Here is a 15,486-nt window from a genome sequence, read left to right on the forward strand (position 1 = left end):
ATCGAATTAACGTTCTTTAAGAGTTTTTATCAAAGCCGTTGCCAACTCATGAGCAACGGCTTTGGTCTTTATAGCTCATACAGATACGCCGAACTATGCGCTACGTTGCTCTACTTTGTTTGATTGCCTCCACCTCACTGGCCCAACCAGTAACCGAAACCCAACGACTAACCTCGCTATGTAAGGTCTGGGGCTTTCTGAAGTATTATCACCCCACCGTAGCAACAGGCAAGCACGATTGGGATCAACAGTTCATTCAACTACTGCCTATTGTTCAACAAGTGGAGACCAGACAGCAATTGAATGCTGTTTATGCCCGGCTAATCGACAGTCTGGGTGTGGTCAAACGCTGTCGCAAATGCCAGGAAGCAACCTCCACAACGCTCGGGCGGCAGAATCTGGATGTATCCTTTTTGACTGACTCACTCCTGTTTACGGAAGACGTTCGAAACAGATTGACGTACCTGAAAGACAACCGGAATCAGGGGACTAATTTTTACGTCAAGCAAGATAAACTGATACGAAATACAAGCTTCGAGAATGAGAAAGTGTACGCCGACATGTCGATTCCGGATCAGCCGTATCGACTGCTGGCGCTATTCCGGTACTGGAACATTATCCAATATTTCTTTCCGTATAAGTATGCGATCGATGGCGGCTGGGACAATACACTTCTCAACATGATCCCTGTTTTTCAACAGGCGACCAGCCCGGAAGCGTATCAAAAAGCACTATATCAGTTAGTAGCCAGCATCAAAGACAGCCACGGCTTTATGATGTCGACGGATAAAACCCGCTGTCTGCGCTGTGAATTGGGTACGTTATGGTTGCCTTTCGAGCTTAAGCTTATCAATGATAAAGCCGTAATAACCCGGTTTTATGCAGACCCACTGCCCATCCCGCCCGGCCTTTCGGTTGGCACCGTTATCAGCGCCATCGACGGCAAATCCATTCGGGCACATATTGATCGGATTCGTCCTTACATCGCAGGCTCCAATGAAGCGGTTGTACTCCGTGATGTTCGGGGTTTTATCGGGGTGAGTAAGGCCAGGGAGGCACAACTGACCATTGATCGAGGGAATGGCGACACGACAGTAACCGTTTTACGGCACCCTTATCACGCGTTTGGCAAAAGTACCTCTCAGTCAATTAACGCACGGCACCCAGTCAGTAAGTGGCTGACTGACAGTACTGCCTACGTCAATATGGGGCATTTGACGCAACGCCAAATTGATAGCGTGATGACCCCACTCCTACCTGCCCGCACTATCATTTTCGACTTGCGCAATTACCCGAAGGCTACCTTGCTTCTTGTGGGTTGGTACCTGACTAACAAGCGGTCAACGTTCGCCCAGTTCACACGTGCTAATCTGACATTTCCCGGCACTTTTGACAAAATGGGTTCGTCGAGACTGCCGCCTGCCAAGGGGAAGCTGTTCGCCGGAAACAGTATTGTGCTTGTGAATGAGGATACCCAAAGTCAGGCTGAATTCACCGCGATGGCCTTTCGATCGGCCGATCGGGTTACCCTTGTTGGTAGCACCACCGCCGGGGCCGATGGTAACATATCGTGGGTGCCTTTGCCAGGAGGCTATCGAACGGCCTTTAGCGGCATTGGTGTGTTCTACCCCGATGGCCGGGAGACGCAACGTGTTGGCATCGTGCCGGATATAGTGGTGCAGCCTACTATCGACGGAATCCGGGCAGGTCGCGACGAGGTACTTGACCGGGCCATTGAGCTTAGCCGTGGCAACTAGGTGTGCACCGATTCTACTGGCCAGCGAAGTATAAACGTAGCCCCTTCCCCAGGTTTACCGATGGCTTCAATAGTACCACCGTGGTTTTGCATAACGCGCTGGCAAATCGCCAGGCCAATACCTGTACCCGCGTAATGGTGTTGGCTGTGCAGCCGCCGAAATACCTTGAAAATCCGGTCACTGTATACAGGCTCGAACCCGATTCCCTGATCAGCGATCGTTAATTGATGCTGGTCGGAGTCAGACGGCTCCGCCGGGTCGGTCTCCCCGATCGCCAACCTATCATACATAATCTGAATGGTAGGTGGCAAACCAGGCCGGTGGTATTTCAGCGCGTTGGCAAGCAGGTTGTCGAGTAACTGCCGGAAAGGTAGCTTGCTAACTTGTACAGCAGGGAGTTCGCCGATTTCTATTTCTGCCTGTTTTTCACGAATCACGTCGTATTGATCGTCACACGCCTCGTTCACAAGTTCCATCAGATCAACGGATTCAACCGGATGTTTGACGGCATTTAGCTGTGAGTAAGCGACCAAATCCCGGATCAGGTGCTGCATCCGGTTAGCCGAGGCAATCGACCGGCGAAAAAATTCTTTGCCTTGCTCCGACAACGTACCTGCTTCCTTTTCCAGAATAAGCTCATTGAAGCTTTTTATCTTCCGAAGCGGCTCCTGTAAATCGTGACTGGCAACATAGGTAAGCGCATTGGCTTCAGAAACCAGCTGTTCGAGTTTCTGATTCTTCTCTTCCAGCAGCCTATTCAACTCCAACAAATGCTGTTCCTGCTGCTTTCGCCGGGTAATGTCCATATCGATGCCGAATACACCGATCGGCTCGCCTGCTTCGTTATGGATGATCTGCCCATTGGTGTAGATAAAAATCTCACGGCCCATTTTGTCATATCGCCTGTACTCCATCTCCACATCATCGCCCTGCAGGAGTCGTTGAACGGCCGTTTCCAAAATAGGCAGATCGTCTGAGTGCGTCGATTTGGCAACGCTTTCCAGATCAACGCTGACTTCATTTGGCATATAGCCCCAGAACCGGTACATCTCCGGACTCCAGCGTATTTCCGTAGTGCCGAAATACCACTCCCAACTAGCCATGCCCGCCATACGTTGCGCCTGACTCAACTGCGCTTCACGCAGTAGTAACTTTTCCTGTAGAGTTAATTCCTTTCTAGACGATAAAGCGTGCAGATCAATTGGCGGATCTGAATTCAGGGGATAGGCAGACATAGTTTACTTGCAGGATCGAACGGTGGTGTTAAGTACAGACGTACTATACCACAAAGGTACAGTATCTCGAAACCGAATGACGTATATACATAACGTGCTAATCACGATCACTTGCCATAAAACTTAGCTATTTCTAAAACAAGCGTGGCGTAGCTTGATAAAGAGCCAGTTACCGAGCTCCTTATCTAGCCACGCCACTTAGTATAGACGCTACATTATTAGTTTCGGGTAATCACCGAATCGGGCAGGAAACGAACATCGAGGCCGGTTGCTTTTTTCAACGCGGCGTAGTTGTTCTTGCCGTCCTGATAAGCCGGGTTCACTTCCATCGACTTGTTATAATAGTACGAAGCCAGCTGGTATTTACCCTCATTCTGGTAAATCACACCCAGGTTGTTGTAGGCTGGCGCATACGACGAAGCCGCCCGGATTGTCTGCTTATAGTAATACTTGGCCGAGTCGACGTTGGGCGTAATGCGCTGAAAAACGTAGGCCATTGAGAAGTACGACTCGCCAAAATTAGGGTAAATCCGGCATGACTCCTGTAAGTGGTCGAGCGCCAAACGAGCATATTTACCGGCTTCTTTGTCATACACCGGCAACATCGCCTGGTACTTCTTCACCGAGTCAGCCTTGGCTTTAAACCGAGCCATCCGCACATTAGCCGAATCGATTCTGGCGCGTTCCTTTAGGCCTTTCTCAATCCATTCATTGGCCACGTGCCGCTGTACCTGACAACTCGTGGGGGCATAAGGTAGGGCTGAATTGAACAGCACAAAGTTATTTTCCCAGTCGGGGTTGCGGGTTACCGTTTTAAATGAATACAGTCCGCAGGTTAGACCCACAACAAGAGCCAAAGGCGCATAGTTGATCGCTGACTGGGCAAAAGCAGGCTTCGGTGCACGGAATGACTCGATCACCGACTGACTAGTTGCCACCTCAACGGGTTCGCTGGGTACGTCTGTTTTGGCTTTGTCCAACCCAAACCGGGCTACAGCCGCCTGAACAGCCCAAACCAGTACAAACGCGAAGCCCATAACGGCGGCATATAGGAAACGTTCGGCCAGGATACCACCGCGGCTATAGATAAAGCCCAGACCCGGCATCATGGTTACGAAAAACCAGAACAGGCCAAACCCCCAGAGCGTACGCTTGCGGAAACCGATCCAGGTAAGCACCACCATGCCAACCATCGAGAAGAAGCCCAGCCACGACATAACGTCGCCTTTGCCTCCTGTTGGAATCACGTTGAACGAGTAATCGTACACCAGCGGGTGCGGCAGCACCAGCAGTTTCAGATAATACATGAAGAACTTAAACATGGTTGAAGTCTTCGTATTCAGAATGGCGTACGGGTAGTTGGCCCAGTCGACGGGCGGGTTCCCGCTTAGAGTACCGATCATCTTCTGCTTCTGATAGAAGAACAGCGCCGCAATAATCAGGAACGGCCACAGGCTGATCATCGACCTGTAGACGTTACGGCGAGCAAACCAGTAGTTCATGGCCGGAATCAGCGCCAGGCTCACCACCGATGACTCTTTCGACAAAAATGCAAAGTACAGCGAGGCACACGCCAGGCCAACCCACGACATAGAGAGTCCGGCCATGATGACAACACCGATGACGCCACCAACGGTAGCTCCAAACGAGTTCACCAGCAGACTGCTGCCGATTACCCAGCCAGCTACTACGTTGAAGAGCGTCAACAAACCGCCCAGCGCGACGTCTGACGATGGTCCCTGATACCAGAACGACGTTTTGGCTTCGAGCTGCTTCCAGGAAGTAAGCAGCATCAATGAGATAAAGAGAAAGCTTAGCAGTTCGTCACGGCCTTTAATGTTGGCTACGATCTCGGTATGAATCGGGTGCGTAATGAACACCAGGCCAATCAGAAAAGCGACCACCGTTTTACCCGGCAACCATTTTTGCAGCAATGCCCCAATGCTCAGCCCGGTAAGGCCGTAGAGCGCGGCGTTGATCATGTGGCTGTATTCGGGGTGCTTATCGCCAAAAAATTCCTGTTCAAGAGCAAACGTAATCAGCGACAGCGGCCGGTAGTAGCCCAGCGAAATATTGCTGAAGTGCCAGAATTCGGTCCGCATCAGATCGGGAAGCCCCTTTAAGCCCTGCTTGACGAATAGGTTCTGTCCAATAGCGGCAATGTCGTCGAGGGCGTACTGATGGCCGAATGTGTTGGCGTAGAGCAATAACCCAATGGCCGCCAGCGCGAGCATTGGCCACCAGGCTACCGGACTGCGCTCGATGGGCAGGTCTGAAACGGTTGGTATTGACGAGCGAGGGGCGGCTACGGGTTGCGGTCGCGGAGGAGTAGCTACCACCGGACGGGGGGCAGCGGTTTGTGGGGCTGTGTAGCCAGTACGTTGCGGTACGGCCGGTTTCTTTTTACTCATACGTATGGGTTGTGATACTAAAGCATTGCCGGGAGAAAAGAAATCCTGTTCAACCAGTAACGCCTGTCAAAAAAACGCGTTGTAACAGTGGTTTTTGTCTGTTTTCAGTAAACGTCAGTTTACTGGTAGCTAAGTCAAGTAAAGTTCCGCAAGTATGCTAACAAAATCAACGTTCACGCAAAATCGGCTATTAAGTACTGTTGTCATCGGTAGCCTCCTTTTCTCTTTAGCCGGCTGTCTGCCTACGCCTACCGGCCCAAAACCAGCCAGCCGACCTACACAGGTTTTCAGTGAGCACCTTACACTGGGAAACCCAAGTCAGGCGGCCACGATTGACCCGGACAACTACCTGGTAGAGAAACCACAATTCGCGCTCAGTTTCAGCCGAAGCCGGGGTATTGCCAACTGGGTTAGCTGGCACCTGAGCCCTGAGTGGCGCGGTGATGCTGCCCGTACCAAAACCTTCCGACCCGACCCTGATCTGCCGGCTGGCTTTTCCACCATCCGGTCGAGCGATTACGAGCGAACAGGCTTTGACCGGGGTCACCTCTGCCCATCAGAAGACCGGGATAGCAACCCTACTGACAATGCCGCCACCTTCGTCCTATCAAACGTCGTGCCGCAAGCGCCAAAGTTCAACCGCGAAACATGGAAGTATGTAGAAGAATACGCCCGTAAACAGCTCGATACGGGTAATGAAGTGTATTTGGTTGCAGGTACGTCGGGCGTAGGTGGTACTGGTGAGCAGGGCGAGGCCACCAGCATTGGGGGTGGTAAGATCACGGTTCCGGCGGCGCTCTGGAAGGTATTGCTGATCATGCCAAACGGCAGCGATGATCTGAACCGCATTGGCCCTAACACGCAAGTGGTTGCCGTTTACATTCCAAACCAGCAAACATCATCGGGTAGCCGCTGGGAAACCTACCGGCTCTCGGTCAATGACCTGGAAAAACGCACCGGTCTCCGTTTTTTTGCCAACTTACCTGTCGACATACAAGCCGCTCTGAAGAGACAGACAAGCGCTGGATTTTGATATAGCACGGCCTTTAGTCTGTTTTTGCGTCCATCAAAAACAGACTAAAGGCCGTGCTACAGGCAGCAACGTACCTACAATGATTTTCGTACCGTAAGCTGAAACGGGTTCTTGATCTGACCAGCCACCCTGCCCATTACCAATTGGGCAGCGGTACGCCCCATTTGCGCGAAATCGGTCGAGATTACCGTAATGCCATCCAGCAACAGTTCTTTCAGGGGTGTTTCGTTGTACGACAGAATCCCTACCTCACGCCCCACCTGGTAAGGCGTTTCTTTGATCTTCTTGATCAGCGTAACCAGGTCTTCCTCCATCAGGTTGATGTAGGCACAATCGGGCATGATATCCACCGACGCAATGTCGGGCGTGACATGCGCCTGAAAGCCATATTCGTTGCAAAATCGATGAAACCCCGCCAGAATCCCTTCGGGGTGATAGGTGTAGTCGGGAAAAAGAATATTCAGGGTGGCGTATTTCCGGAGCAGCGGTAACGCACGGACAAGCGCCTGAACAAGGTCGTTTTCAAAATCCTGATATACCGCCGAATACTTACCGTGCAGCCCCGTAATCAACTTGTCCATAACTACCAGTTTGTGCTTAGGCAAGGTGTTGATCAGGTCAACGGCCCGTTCGCCGCCTTCGTAGAAGTGAGGGATGACGACATAGTGCGTATAGCCGTGGGCGTGATTCGGCAAGATCGTTTTGAAGAGCCTGAAATCGTTGTTGTAGATAAAAAAATCGATAGGTACGTCGGGGCCCAGTTCGCTGGTAAAGGCGTCGTAAATGATCTTCTTGTGGGCACTGAGCTTATTGAATAGCAGAAAAACTTTCAGCGCCCGGTTGATTTCGAGGTCACTGATGTAGGATCCCTTCCCCTTCGTCGACTCGATTACTTTCTTCTCTTTCAGCAAGTCATACGCCCGTTCCACTGTCCGTTTCGACACGTCGAATTCGGCGCATACCTCGAAAATGGACGGCAGCTTATCCCCCGGCAGAATATCTTTATTCCGGATACCTTCGGTGATTGAATTGTAGATTTGAAGGTACTTAGGCGTACTCGAAAAGTCGTTGATGGCAATCTGCTGAAGCATTGGCTGTGGTACAAACCAGTGAGGTGCTCCCACAAAAGTACCGCATTCATCGCCGCATCGGCTAACGGAGCCTAGTCATTTAGTATAAAGACGGTCAGCCCACGTGCGCCGTGGGCGCCAATCACCAGGCTCTGCTCAATGTCGGCGGTCTTCGAGGGGCCGGAAATAAACGTCCCAAAACCAGTGGCAGCCACCTCAATTCGCCGGTAGGCTTCGTGCATGTTGGTGACCAGATCGGCCTGCCGAATCACGATAGCCAGGTACTGCGTAATCATAGGCAACGCCCGTAAGGCCGATGGTATTTGCCGTTCGTCGACCCAGATAGCGGCGTTTTCGGCCACGCCAAGCTGCCCACCAATTATGGCCAGATTCAGACCGGCCAGGTCATGCGGGTCAGTAATCGTCGTCAGGTCAACGTCGGCAACACCAGCCAGTTCGGGCAGGGTAGTGCCAATGTTCACAACGTCGGCGTAGACGTCGCGCAGGTACGTGGTGATGGCATCATAATCGGCCACGGTCACGACCTTTCCGCCCACAAAAGCCAGTACCTCGGCAAACTGAGTAACCAGGTCTGGGTACGTTGTTTCGAAAGTAAACTGCTCGGGCAGGGCCAGCCTCTCGGGCTGATTGGCCTGAATAGTGGCCAATATCTTATCGCGGGACGTCATTTGGTTGGGTAGTGCCGAAACTCCAGCTTCGGCCATCTATACGTCGTTACTCAGCCGAAACTGGAGCTTCAGCATTACGTTCATTTTTTACGTACCAGTCGCGAAAACTCTCTTTGGGCGGTTCGGGCATTTCGCGCTGATTGTACCAAGGATTCAAGCTGTTAGAGGCGACGAAAGGCGCAAACCGGAGCACACCGCGTCCTACTTTACCCGCCATCCGGTATAGCCGGGGCGACTCAAGCACACTTGCCATTGTTTTCATGGCAACGGTCTTCGCCGCGGGGCCGTGGCCTTCCTGCATCAGTACCTGTCGCCATTTGTACAACTGCTCGTGAATATCGATTTTTACAGGACACACGTTGCTGCACGATCCGCACAACGTGCTGGCAAACGGCAGATCGGCATTTTTAGTCATGTCGAGATTGGGCGCCAGAATAGACCCGATCGGCCCGGCAATGGCTGTATGGTAGCTGTGGCCACCACTACGCCGGTACACCGGGCAGGTATTCAGACAGGCCGCACACCGAATGCACTTCAGCGAATTGCGGAAATCGGCCCGACCAAGCTGACGGCTCCGGCCATTGTCGACAATCACCAGGTGAATCTGCTGTCCCTTTCTGGCTTTATGGAAATGACTCGAAAACGTAGTAATCGGTTGCCCGGTGGCCGAGCGGGCCAATAGCCGCAGAAATACGCCCAGGTGTTCGGGGCGGGGAATGATTTTCTCGAAGCCCATGCAGGCAATGTGCACATCGGCCAGGTGCACGCCCATATCGGCGTTCCCTTCGTTGGTACACACCACAAACCCGCCTGTTTCGGCAATGGCAAAGTTGACACCCGTTAGGGCCACGCGGCGGGTCAGAAACGTATCGCGCAGGTGCTGCCGGGCGGCTTCTGTCAGATATTGCGGGTCGGTTGCCCCTGCTTCGGTACCCAGGTGTTCATGAAATGTATCGCCCACGTCGCTCCGCTTCAGGTGAATGGCGGGCAACACAATGTGGCTGGGTGCTTCGCCCCGCATCTGCACAATGCGTTCGCCCAGATCCGAGTCGATTACGTCAACGCCGTGCTCCTTCAGGTATTCGTTCAGGTGGCACTCTTCCGTCAGCATCGACTTCGATTTCACTAGCTGATTAACGCCATTGTCCCGCAGAATCTGGTGAATAATGGCGTTGTGCTCCGCGGCATCGGCGGCCCAGTGAACTGTAATGCCGTTTTTAGTCGCGTTCTGCTCAAACTGCAACAGCAGGTCATGCATGTTCGACAACACATGGTTTTTGATCTGCGAGGCCGCTTCACGCAGTCCCTCCCACTCGGGTATAGATTGGGCCGCCCGGTCGCGTTTACTGCGCACAAACCAAAGCGTTTCGTCATGCCAGTCAACGCGTGCCTCGTCTTTATTGAAGACAACGGCCGCCTCAGGGTGCGATTTAGTGTTCATTATTCGTTTACCAACAACTCCGAAATGTGCTTCACAGACACTGTACTTCCCTGGCGGCGCAAAATACCTTCCATGTGCATCAGACACGACACGTCGACGCCCGTAATTACGTCGACGTTGTGTCGCAGGTGATCGGCCACCCGGTCTTTACCCATTTTGGCCGATACAGCCTCTTCAACGACGCAAAAGGTGCCGCCAAATCCACAACACTCGTCGCGGCGATCCAGATCCACCAACTCAAGTCCATCGACCATTCGCAGCAACTTTTCGGGTTTAGAAAACCCCTGCTTCCCCATCAGCTCCGACATGGGCGACAGGTGCAGTCCACGCTGACCGTGACAACTCTGGTGTAGCCCAACGCGCAGGGGACGTACCTGGCTTTGGGCCGGTAATGCCTGTACGTTCAGAATATCGGTCAGAAATTCGGTGAGTTCATACACACGCCCCCGAATGTCGGCGGCATCGCCGTTGGTGGCGGCATTGTGGCCGTGCAAATGCTGCTTGATATGCAGCGTGCAGCTTCCCGACGGCGACACGACATAATCGTATCCGCCAAAATTCCGGATAAAATTATCGTCGCAGCCGCCCGTCAGGTGGGCGTAGCCCGAATTGGCCATTGGCTGGCCACAGCAGGTTTGGTTAAGCGGATAATCAACTGTACAACCCAGTTTTCCGAGTAAGATCAGTGTAGCTTTTGCCACCTGCGGGTAAAACTGGTCAACGTAACAGGGTATGAATAAGCCTATCTTCATGGAAAGCACTACCGAAAGGTGTCGTTTACTCCGCTAGTCAGCCTGCGGAGCCGGATAATAGGTTAAATCGATTAAATCGTCGGGTATTGGGCCGGAGTTCCAATGCTCATGAATTGCCAGCGCAGCACCGAGCGAGGTAGCCTGGGCAACCGATGCCGCCCAAATGTCTACGTCGGGGAAAGCCGACGCCAGCAGGTTCATGTAAATCGAATTATGGCTAAATCCACCATCGACAAAGATCCGGGTTATGGGCCCAACCAAATCGCCGGGAATAACCAGCGCCGTTGAAATCAACTGCTGCGCCATCAGATCGAGCATCAGTTGATGATAAGCCGTTTCATAATCCGGATAGATTGCCAGATCGCGTCGGACAAACGCCGATTGGGTAAACGGCGGAATAGTCGCGGGTGGTGTCATGCCCAGCCAGCTATCGTCACCCTCTGTTTCGGCCAACTGGGCGTGCTGAAGCTGGTCGATCAAAGCGGCATCATAGGCAACCCGCTTGTAATGCGATTCAGGTACGTTGAAATGCGAGGCCAACCGCCTGGTCTGCTGTTCGTGCTCATTACCCGCAAAGAGCCGCGCCGCTTTTACTGGCTGTCCTTTGTAAGTCAGGTAGCAGAGGCAGTCATACTGGAGCTCTTCGGCCGTGAGCGGATCGGTATTGAACGGATTCATACTGATGCACCACGTACCCGTAGAAATCAGGATGAACGACTCGCGAAATGAGGCCAGATACGGAATAAGGGCAGACGATGAATCGTGTAGTCCCACGCCTACTTTCAAGGATTTACCCCCGATAGATACTGTATTGACACTGTTGGACGGAGCCAGAACGGACAAACGCCCGTCTAGTTGTTCCTGCTTTACCCAATTGTGGTAATCGGCCCGCTGAAAATCCCAGAGCATGGTATGGCAACCAATGCTGGTCATTTCGGCTACCGGCTGGTTGGTGATCAGGTAGCTCATGTACTGCGGCAGGTGCAGGGCATAGGCAACCCGCTCATACAGATCGGGGCGTTCGTGTTTCAGTCGATACAGTTGCAGTCCCGAATTCAGGCTGTCGAGCGCGGGCGAAGCCGTAGCTACCGAAAGCTGGTCAGAGGGGCCGTACTGGTTGTAAAACTGATCGCGAAGCTCCTCCGGATACGGTTTCAGGTAATTGGTCAGGCAGCCAACCGGCTTACCGTCTTTGTCGACATACACAAAACTGGCTCCGTAGGTCGTGAAGTTCAGGGCCTGCACATCAAACTCAGGCATGGCCAGCACATCTTGAACGGCGGCCAACGCCCAGCCGATAAGCTTCTCGAGGTCTTCGCACGGGTCGCCTTCTTCATCAACTGCTTCAGTCAATTGCTCTGAGCGCTCCCAAACAAGCTTATACTGTCGATCAAAAAGAAATACCTTCTTGTTTGTCTTGCCGACATCTACGACGGCGATTACGGGCGTTTTCAACGAGTGAAAGAGGAAAAGAGTGAAAGCGTGACTGTCGTATACCAGAAAGAAGGAAGGGCGAACAGTAAGCCTAAGATAGCGTTAGCCCCCTTCACTCTTTCCCTGTTTCACTCATTAATGTTAAAGTCCTGTCGCTATTGTTTTCAAACCGCGTTCGCCAATAAGCTGTCCACGTACATCGAGTTGACGGAACAACGCCAGCGGATTCAGCGCGCCACCCGCCCGCAAACGAGCCTCGGCTACCAACGGACGAACATCCGTGCGGAACGCGTCCTGCAGCAGCTCCTGCGCCCGCACTACGTCGTTTGCTTCACGGGCTTCTTCAAGCGCTGCCCGGTCGACCAGCAAGGCCTGGGCATAGGCCAATTGAATGGCCTCTACCGACTGCAACAGGTCTTCAAGCGGGTCTTTCACATTATGGCTGGCGTCGATCATCCAACCGAGGTCATCGGCGTGATTCATACCACAGGCGTCCATACCTTCGATCAATTCGCAGAAGATCAGAAACAGCTGGTACGGCCGGATGCTCCCCACCGTCAGGTCGTCGTCGCCGTATTTTGAGTCGTTGAAGTGGAAACCGCCTAACTTACCTTCCTGCAGTAGAATAGCCACAATCTGTTCGATATTGGCATTAGGCAGGTGATGGCCAAGATCTACCAGGGTATAGGCCTTCTTACCTAACTTACTGGCGTACAGATAGCTGCTACCCCAATCACCAACAGTCATCGAATAGAAGTTAGGCTCAAATGCCTTGTACTCAACAAATACTTTCCAGTCGTCGGGCAGTGCCTCATAAATGGCGTGCAGGCTCTCGAGGGTCCGCGAGAACGCTTTGCGGAAGTTCAGCTGACCGGGGAAACACGATCCGTCTGACAGCCAGACCGTCAGCGATTTCGAACCCAGCGCCACACCATGACGGATTACCTCGATATTGTGGTCGATTGCCTGCTGCCGAACGGCACGGTCTGCGTGTTGCAGTGAGCCGAATTTGTAGCTCAACGCCTGGTCGGGCTGATCCTGGAAGGTGTTGGAGTTAACTGCGTCGAACCGCAGCCCCAGTTTCGACGCTTGCTGCTGTATGGCAGCCACGTCGCTGGGTACGTCCCAGGGAATGTGCAGCGAAATAGCACCGCTACTCCGGTTCAGGGCGTGGAGTAGCCCCACATCATCCATTTTTTCCTCCAGCGAACGTGGTTCACCGCCACCGGGGAACCGGCCAAAGCGCGTTCCACCCGTGCCTAAGGCCCAGCTTGGAATGGCAATCTGAAAATCGACAAGCTTTTGAATAACGGCTTCCGCATTTTCCAGTTCGCCCGTCCAGGGAGCCAGTTTGCGTTGATGCCCGGCCAGCAGGCTGGCGTTGTGGTCTTGTAGTTGGTTCTGATTGAGGTTCATGGGAAGGAAAAGTTATCGGTTTCCGGTGATCAATGACCACCGGAAACCGCTTATTAGCTATCGAACAAACGCCATGGCTACGCCGCCATCGACGTTCAGGACGTTACCAGTTGATTTATTGAGCAGACCGCCCACAAACGCAAAGCAGGCATTGGCAATATCATCGGGCAGAATGACTTCGTTGAGCAAGGTACGTTTGGCATAATAAGCGGGTAGCTCAGCCACCGTGATACCGTATGCTTTGGCGCGCCCTTCGGCCCAACCGCCAGCCCAGATGTTCGAATCGGAAATAACGGCGTCGGGGTTCACCGTGTTGACCCGGATGTGATCGCCACCAAGTTCGGCCGCGTTTAACCGGCTCAGGTGTAGTTGCGCCGCTTTGGCCGACCCGTATCCTGCATTGTTTGGCCCAGCTACCAGTGCGTTCTTCGACACGATATTCACGATATCACCACCCATTTTCTGCTTCCGCATTACGCCTACGGCGGCCTGGGTGACCATAAACTGGCCTTTCACCAGAATATCGTACAGCCGGTCCCACTCCTCGATGGTGTGCTCGGCGATGGGCCTCGAAATGCTGATACCTGCGTTGTTTACCACGATGTCGACTCCGCCAAAGGCCAGACAGGCGGCCTTGTACGCCTCGGCGATGCTGGCCGCATTGGTTACGTTCAGGGTAGTAGTTGCTACCACATCGGCACCAAACGCCTTCACAAACTCAGCTTTCGACGAGTCGAGGCGATCCTGATCGATGTCGTTCAGAATGACACAGGCACCTTCCTGCGCATATTTTTTGGCAATGGCTTTACCAATACCACCGCCGCTGCCAGTTACCAGGGCAATCTTGCCCGACAGCGGTTTTGGTTTGGGCATCCGCTGAAGCTTCGCTTCTTCGAGCAGCCAGTACTCGATGTTGAACGCCTCCTGACGGGGTAATGACGTGTACTCAGAGATAGCCTCGGCCCCGCGCATCACGTTGATGGCGTTGATATAAAATTCGGCGGCTACACGGGCAGTCTGCTTGTCTTTGGCAAAGGTGAACATACCCACACCCGGCCACAGCAACACTACCGGGTTGCGGTCGCGAATGGCGGGGCTATTCGGGTGTTTGCACATGTCGTAATACTCCTGATACATAGCCCGGTACGCATCGAATGCCGGAGCAAGCCGCTCCTGAATGGCGGCCGTATCGGTTACAGCTTCGTCGGGGGCAAGTTCCAGTACCAGTGGGCTGATCTTGGTCCGCAGGAAGTGATCGGGGCAGGACGTACCCAGCGGGGCCAGGCGCGACAGGTCATTTGAGTTGGTGAACTCCAGCACGCGGTCATCGTCTGTAAAATGGCCAATCATGTGACGCTCACTGCTACACAGCCCACGAAGGATCGGAGCCAGTTGCGCTGCCTGAGCGAGCCGGGCGTCGGGAGCGGCACTCTCGATGCGTTGACCACCAAACACCGGGCGGTCTTTACCCGTATGCGAGGCGATGTATTCAGCACAGCGCTCTACAACCTCCAGTGTATTGATGTAGCTTTCGTAGGCTGTATCGCCCCACGTAAACAAACCGTGCGAGCCCAACATGATACCCCGTAGTTGAATGCCATTGGCGGCATTTTCGTCCAGGCAGTTGCGCAGTTGCAGGCCCAGATCGAAACCCGGTTTTTGCCAATCAACCCAACCAACCTGACCGTCGAACAGTTCCTGAGTAATGCGCTTACCGTCTTTGGCGGCGGCAATGGCAATGGCGGCGTCGGGATGCAGGTGATCGATATGGGCGAAGGGCAGAAACCCGTGTAAAGGCGTATCAATTGAAGGAGCTTTTGAAGCCAGGTCGTACAGGCAGTAGTTGAACAGCTCAACCATTTCATCTTCCTGCTCGATTCCTCGGTAAATACCTTCCAGACTTCGTAGCCGGTCTACGTACAGTGCAGCCAGTCCCGAGCGTGTAAGCGTACCAATATCGCCACCCGATCCTTTTACCCACATTACTTCGGTGGGTTTCCCGGTCAGCGGGTCTTTTGCCACCGCTTTGCACGAGGTGTTTCCGCCGCCATAATTGGTAAGCCGGAGATCGGCGCCTAGCAGGTTTGAGCGGTATATAAGTAAGGCTACCTCACGATCGTGGGGTTCGCCAGTAGCCAGTTCGGCAGCCTTAGCCTCATCCCAGAGGTAACTGACGTGGTTGAAAACGTGAGTTTGGTTTAGCATACAACTAACTCGATGTGTTGCTTTAAAGAAGATTCAACACAAA

Annotated in this window: 11 protein-coding genes; 2 read left to right on the top strand and 9 right to left on the bottom strand. The window is 53.2% G+C overall.

The features are described 5' to 3' along the window. Positions 1-95: 95 nt before the first annotated feature. Positions 96-1,757, top strand: coding sequence for a S41 family peptidase (locus tag F7231_RS20790; RefSeq protein WP_166693398.1), 1,662 nt, complete (start codon positions 96-98; stop codon positions 1,755-1,757). On the opposite strand, the gene F7231_RS20795 is transcribed toward F7231_RS20790, so the two are convergent. Together F7231_RS20795 and F7231_RS20800 are read right to left on the bottom strand one after the other, a co-directional pair. Continuing rightward, positions 1,754-2,992, bottom strand: a complete 1,239-nt coding sequence (locus F7231_RS20795; protein ID WP_166693399.1) for a sensor histidine kinase — start codon at positions 2,990-2,992, stop codon at positions 1,754-1,756. The genes F7231_RS20790 and F7231_RS20795 overlap by 4 nt on opposite strands. A gap of 218 nt (positions 2,993-3,210) precedes the next feature. Then, entirely contained in the window at positions 3,211-5,403 is a 2,193-nt protein-coding gene (locus tag F7231_RS20800; RefSeq protein WP_166693400.1) for a tetratricopeptide repeat protein, read from the bottom strand. A 154-nt stretch (positions 5,404-5,557) separates the two neighbouring features. Here F7231_RS20800 and F7231_RS20805 point away from each other — a divergent pair, with 154 nt between their 5' ends. Then, complete coding sequence (locus F7231_RS20805) at positions 5,558-6,436, top strand: DNA/RNA non-specific endonuclease (protein WP_085412895.1); 879 nt, start codon at positions 5,558-5,560, stop codon at positions 6,434-6,436. A 74-nt stretch (positions 6,437-6,510) separates the two neighbouring features. On the opposite strand, the gene F7231_RS20810 is transcribed toward F7231_RS20805, so the two are convergent. The 7 genes from F7231_RS20810 to F7231_RS20840 form a co-directional block, all read right to left on the bottom strand. Beyond that, positions 6,511-7,527: a GntR family transcriptional regulator gene (locus tag F7231_RS20810; RefSeq protein ID WP_085412894.1), complete on the bottom strand. Its 1,017-nt coding sequence runs from the start codon at positions 7,525-7,527 to the stop codon at positions 6,511-6,513. A 71-nt stretch (positions 7,528-7,598) separates the two neighbouring features. Next, positions 7,599-8,231, bottom strand: coding sequence for a LutC/YkgG family protein (locus F7231_RS20815; RefSeq protein WP_229370183.1), 633 nt, complete (start codon positions 8,229-8,231; stop codon positions 7,599-7,601). A gap of 10 nt (positions 8,232-8,241) precedes the next feature. Further along, positions 8,242-9,636: a lactate utilization protein B gene (locus F7231_RS20820; RefSeq protein ID WP_166693401.1), complete on the bottom strand. Its 1,395-nt coding sequence runs from the start codon at positions 9,634-9,636 to the stop codon at positions 8,242-8,244. Further along, positions 9,636-10,388 (bottom strand): (Fe-S)-binding protein, encoded by a 753-nt coding sequence (locus F7231_RS20825; RefSeq protein ID WP_166693402.1) that lies wholly within the window; start codon positions 10,386-10,388, stop codon positions 9,636-9,638. Before F7231_RS20825 ends, F7231_RS20820 begins: the two co-directional genes overlap by 1 nt. Positions 10,389-10,421: 33 nt before the next feature. Further along, the gene (locus tag F7231_RS20830) at positions 10,422-11,843 is read right to left on the bottom strand and encodes an FGGY-family carbohydrate kinase (RefSeq protein ID WP_166693403.1); all 1,422 of its coding nucleotides are present in this window, start codon (positions 11,841-11,843) and stop codon (positions 10,422-10,424) included. 120 nt (positions 11,844-11,963) lie between these two features. After that, positions 11,964-13,238: a sugar isomerase gene (locus F7231_RS20835; protein ID WP_166693404.1), complete on the bottom strand. Its 1,275-nt coding sequence runs from the start codon at positions 13,236-13,238 to the stop codon at positions 11,964-11,966. A 57-nt stretch (positions 13,239-13,295) separates the two neighbouring features. Beyond that, complete coding sequence (locus F7231_RS20840) at positions 13,296-15,443, bottom strand: bifunctional aldolase/short-chain dehydrogenase (protein WP_166693405.1); 2,148 nt, start codon at positions 15,441-15,443, stop codon at positions 13,296-13,298. Between the last annotated feature and the right edge of the window lie 43 nt (positions 15,444-15,486).

It is taken from the genome of Fibrivirga algicola, from assembly GCF_011742925.1.
Classification (GTDB): domain Bacteria; phylum Bacteroidota; class Bacteroidia; order Cytophagales; family Spirosomataceae; genus Fibrella; species Fibrella algicola.

Bases quoted from the DNA above. Each gene is read 5' to 3' on its own strand.
- F7231_RS20790 (WP_166693398.1), top strand. From the start codon at position 96: ATGCGCTACGTTGCTCTACTTTGTTTGATTGCCTCCACCTCACTGGCC.
- F7231_RS20795 (WP_166693399.1), bottom strand. From the start codon at position 2,992: ATGTCTGCCTATCCCCTGAATTCAGATCCGCCAATTGATCTGCACGCT.
- F7231_RS20800 (WP_166693400.1), bottom strand. From the start codon at position 5,403: ATGAGTAAAAAGAAACCGGCCGTACCGCAACGTACTGGCTACACAGCC.
- F7231_RS20805 (WP_085412895.1), top strand. From the start codon at position 5,558: ATGCTAACAAAATCAACGTTCACGCAAAATCGGCTATTAAGTACTGTT.
- F7231_RS20810 (WP_085412894.1), bottom strand. From the start codon at position 7,527: ATGCTTCAGCAGATTGCCATCAACGACTTTTCGAGTACGCCTAAGTAC.
- F7231_RS20815 (WP_229370183.1), bottom strand. From the start codon at position 8,231: ATGGCCGAAGCTGGAGTTTCGGCACTACCCAACCAAATGACGTCCCGC.
- F7231_RS20820 (WP_166693401.1), bottom strand. From the start codon at position 9,636: ATGAACACTAAATCGCACCCTGAGGCGGCCGTTGTCTTCAATAAAGAC.
- F7231_RS20825 (WP_166693402.1), bottom strand. From the start codon at position 10,388: ATGAAGATAGGCTTATTCATACCCTGTTACGTTGACCAGTTTTACCCG.
- F7231_RS20835 (WP_166693404.1), bottom strand. From the start codon at position 13,238: ATGAACCTCAATCAGAACCAACTACAAGACCACAACGCCAGCCTGCTG.
- F7231_RS20840 (WP_166693405.1), bottom strand. From the start codon at position 15,443: ATGCTAAACCAAACTCACGTTTTCAACCACGTCAGTTACCTCTGGGAT.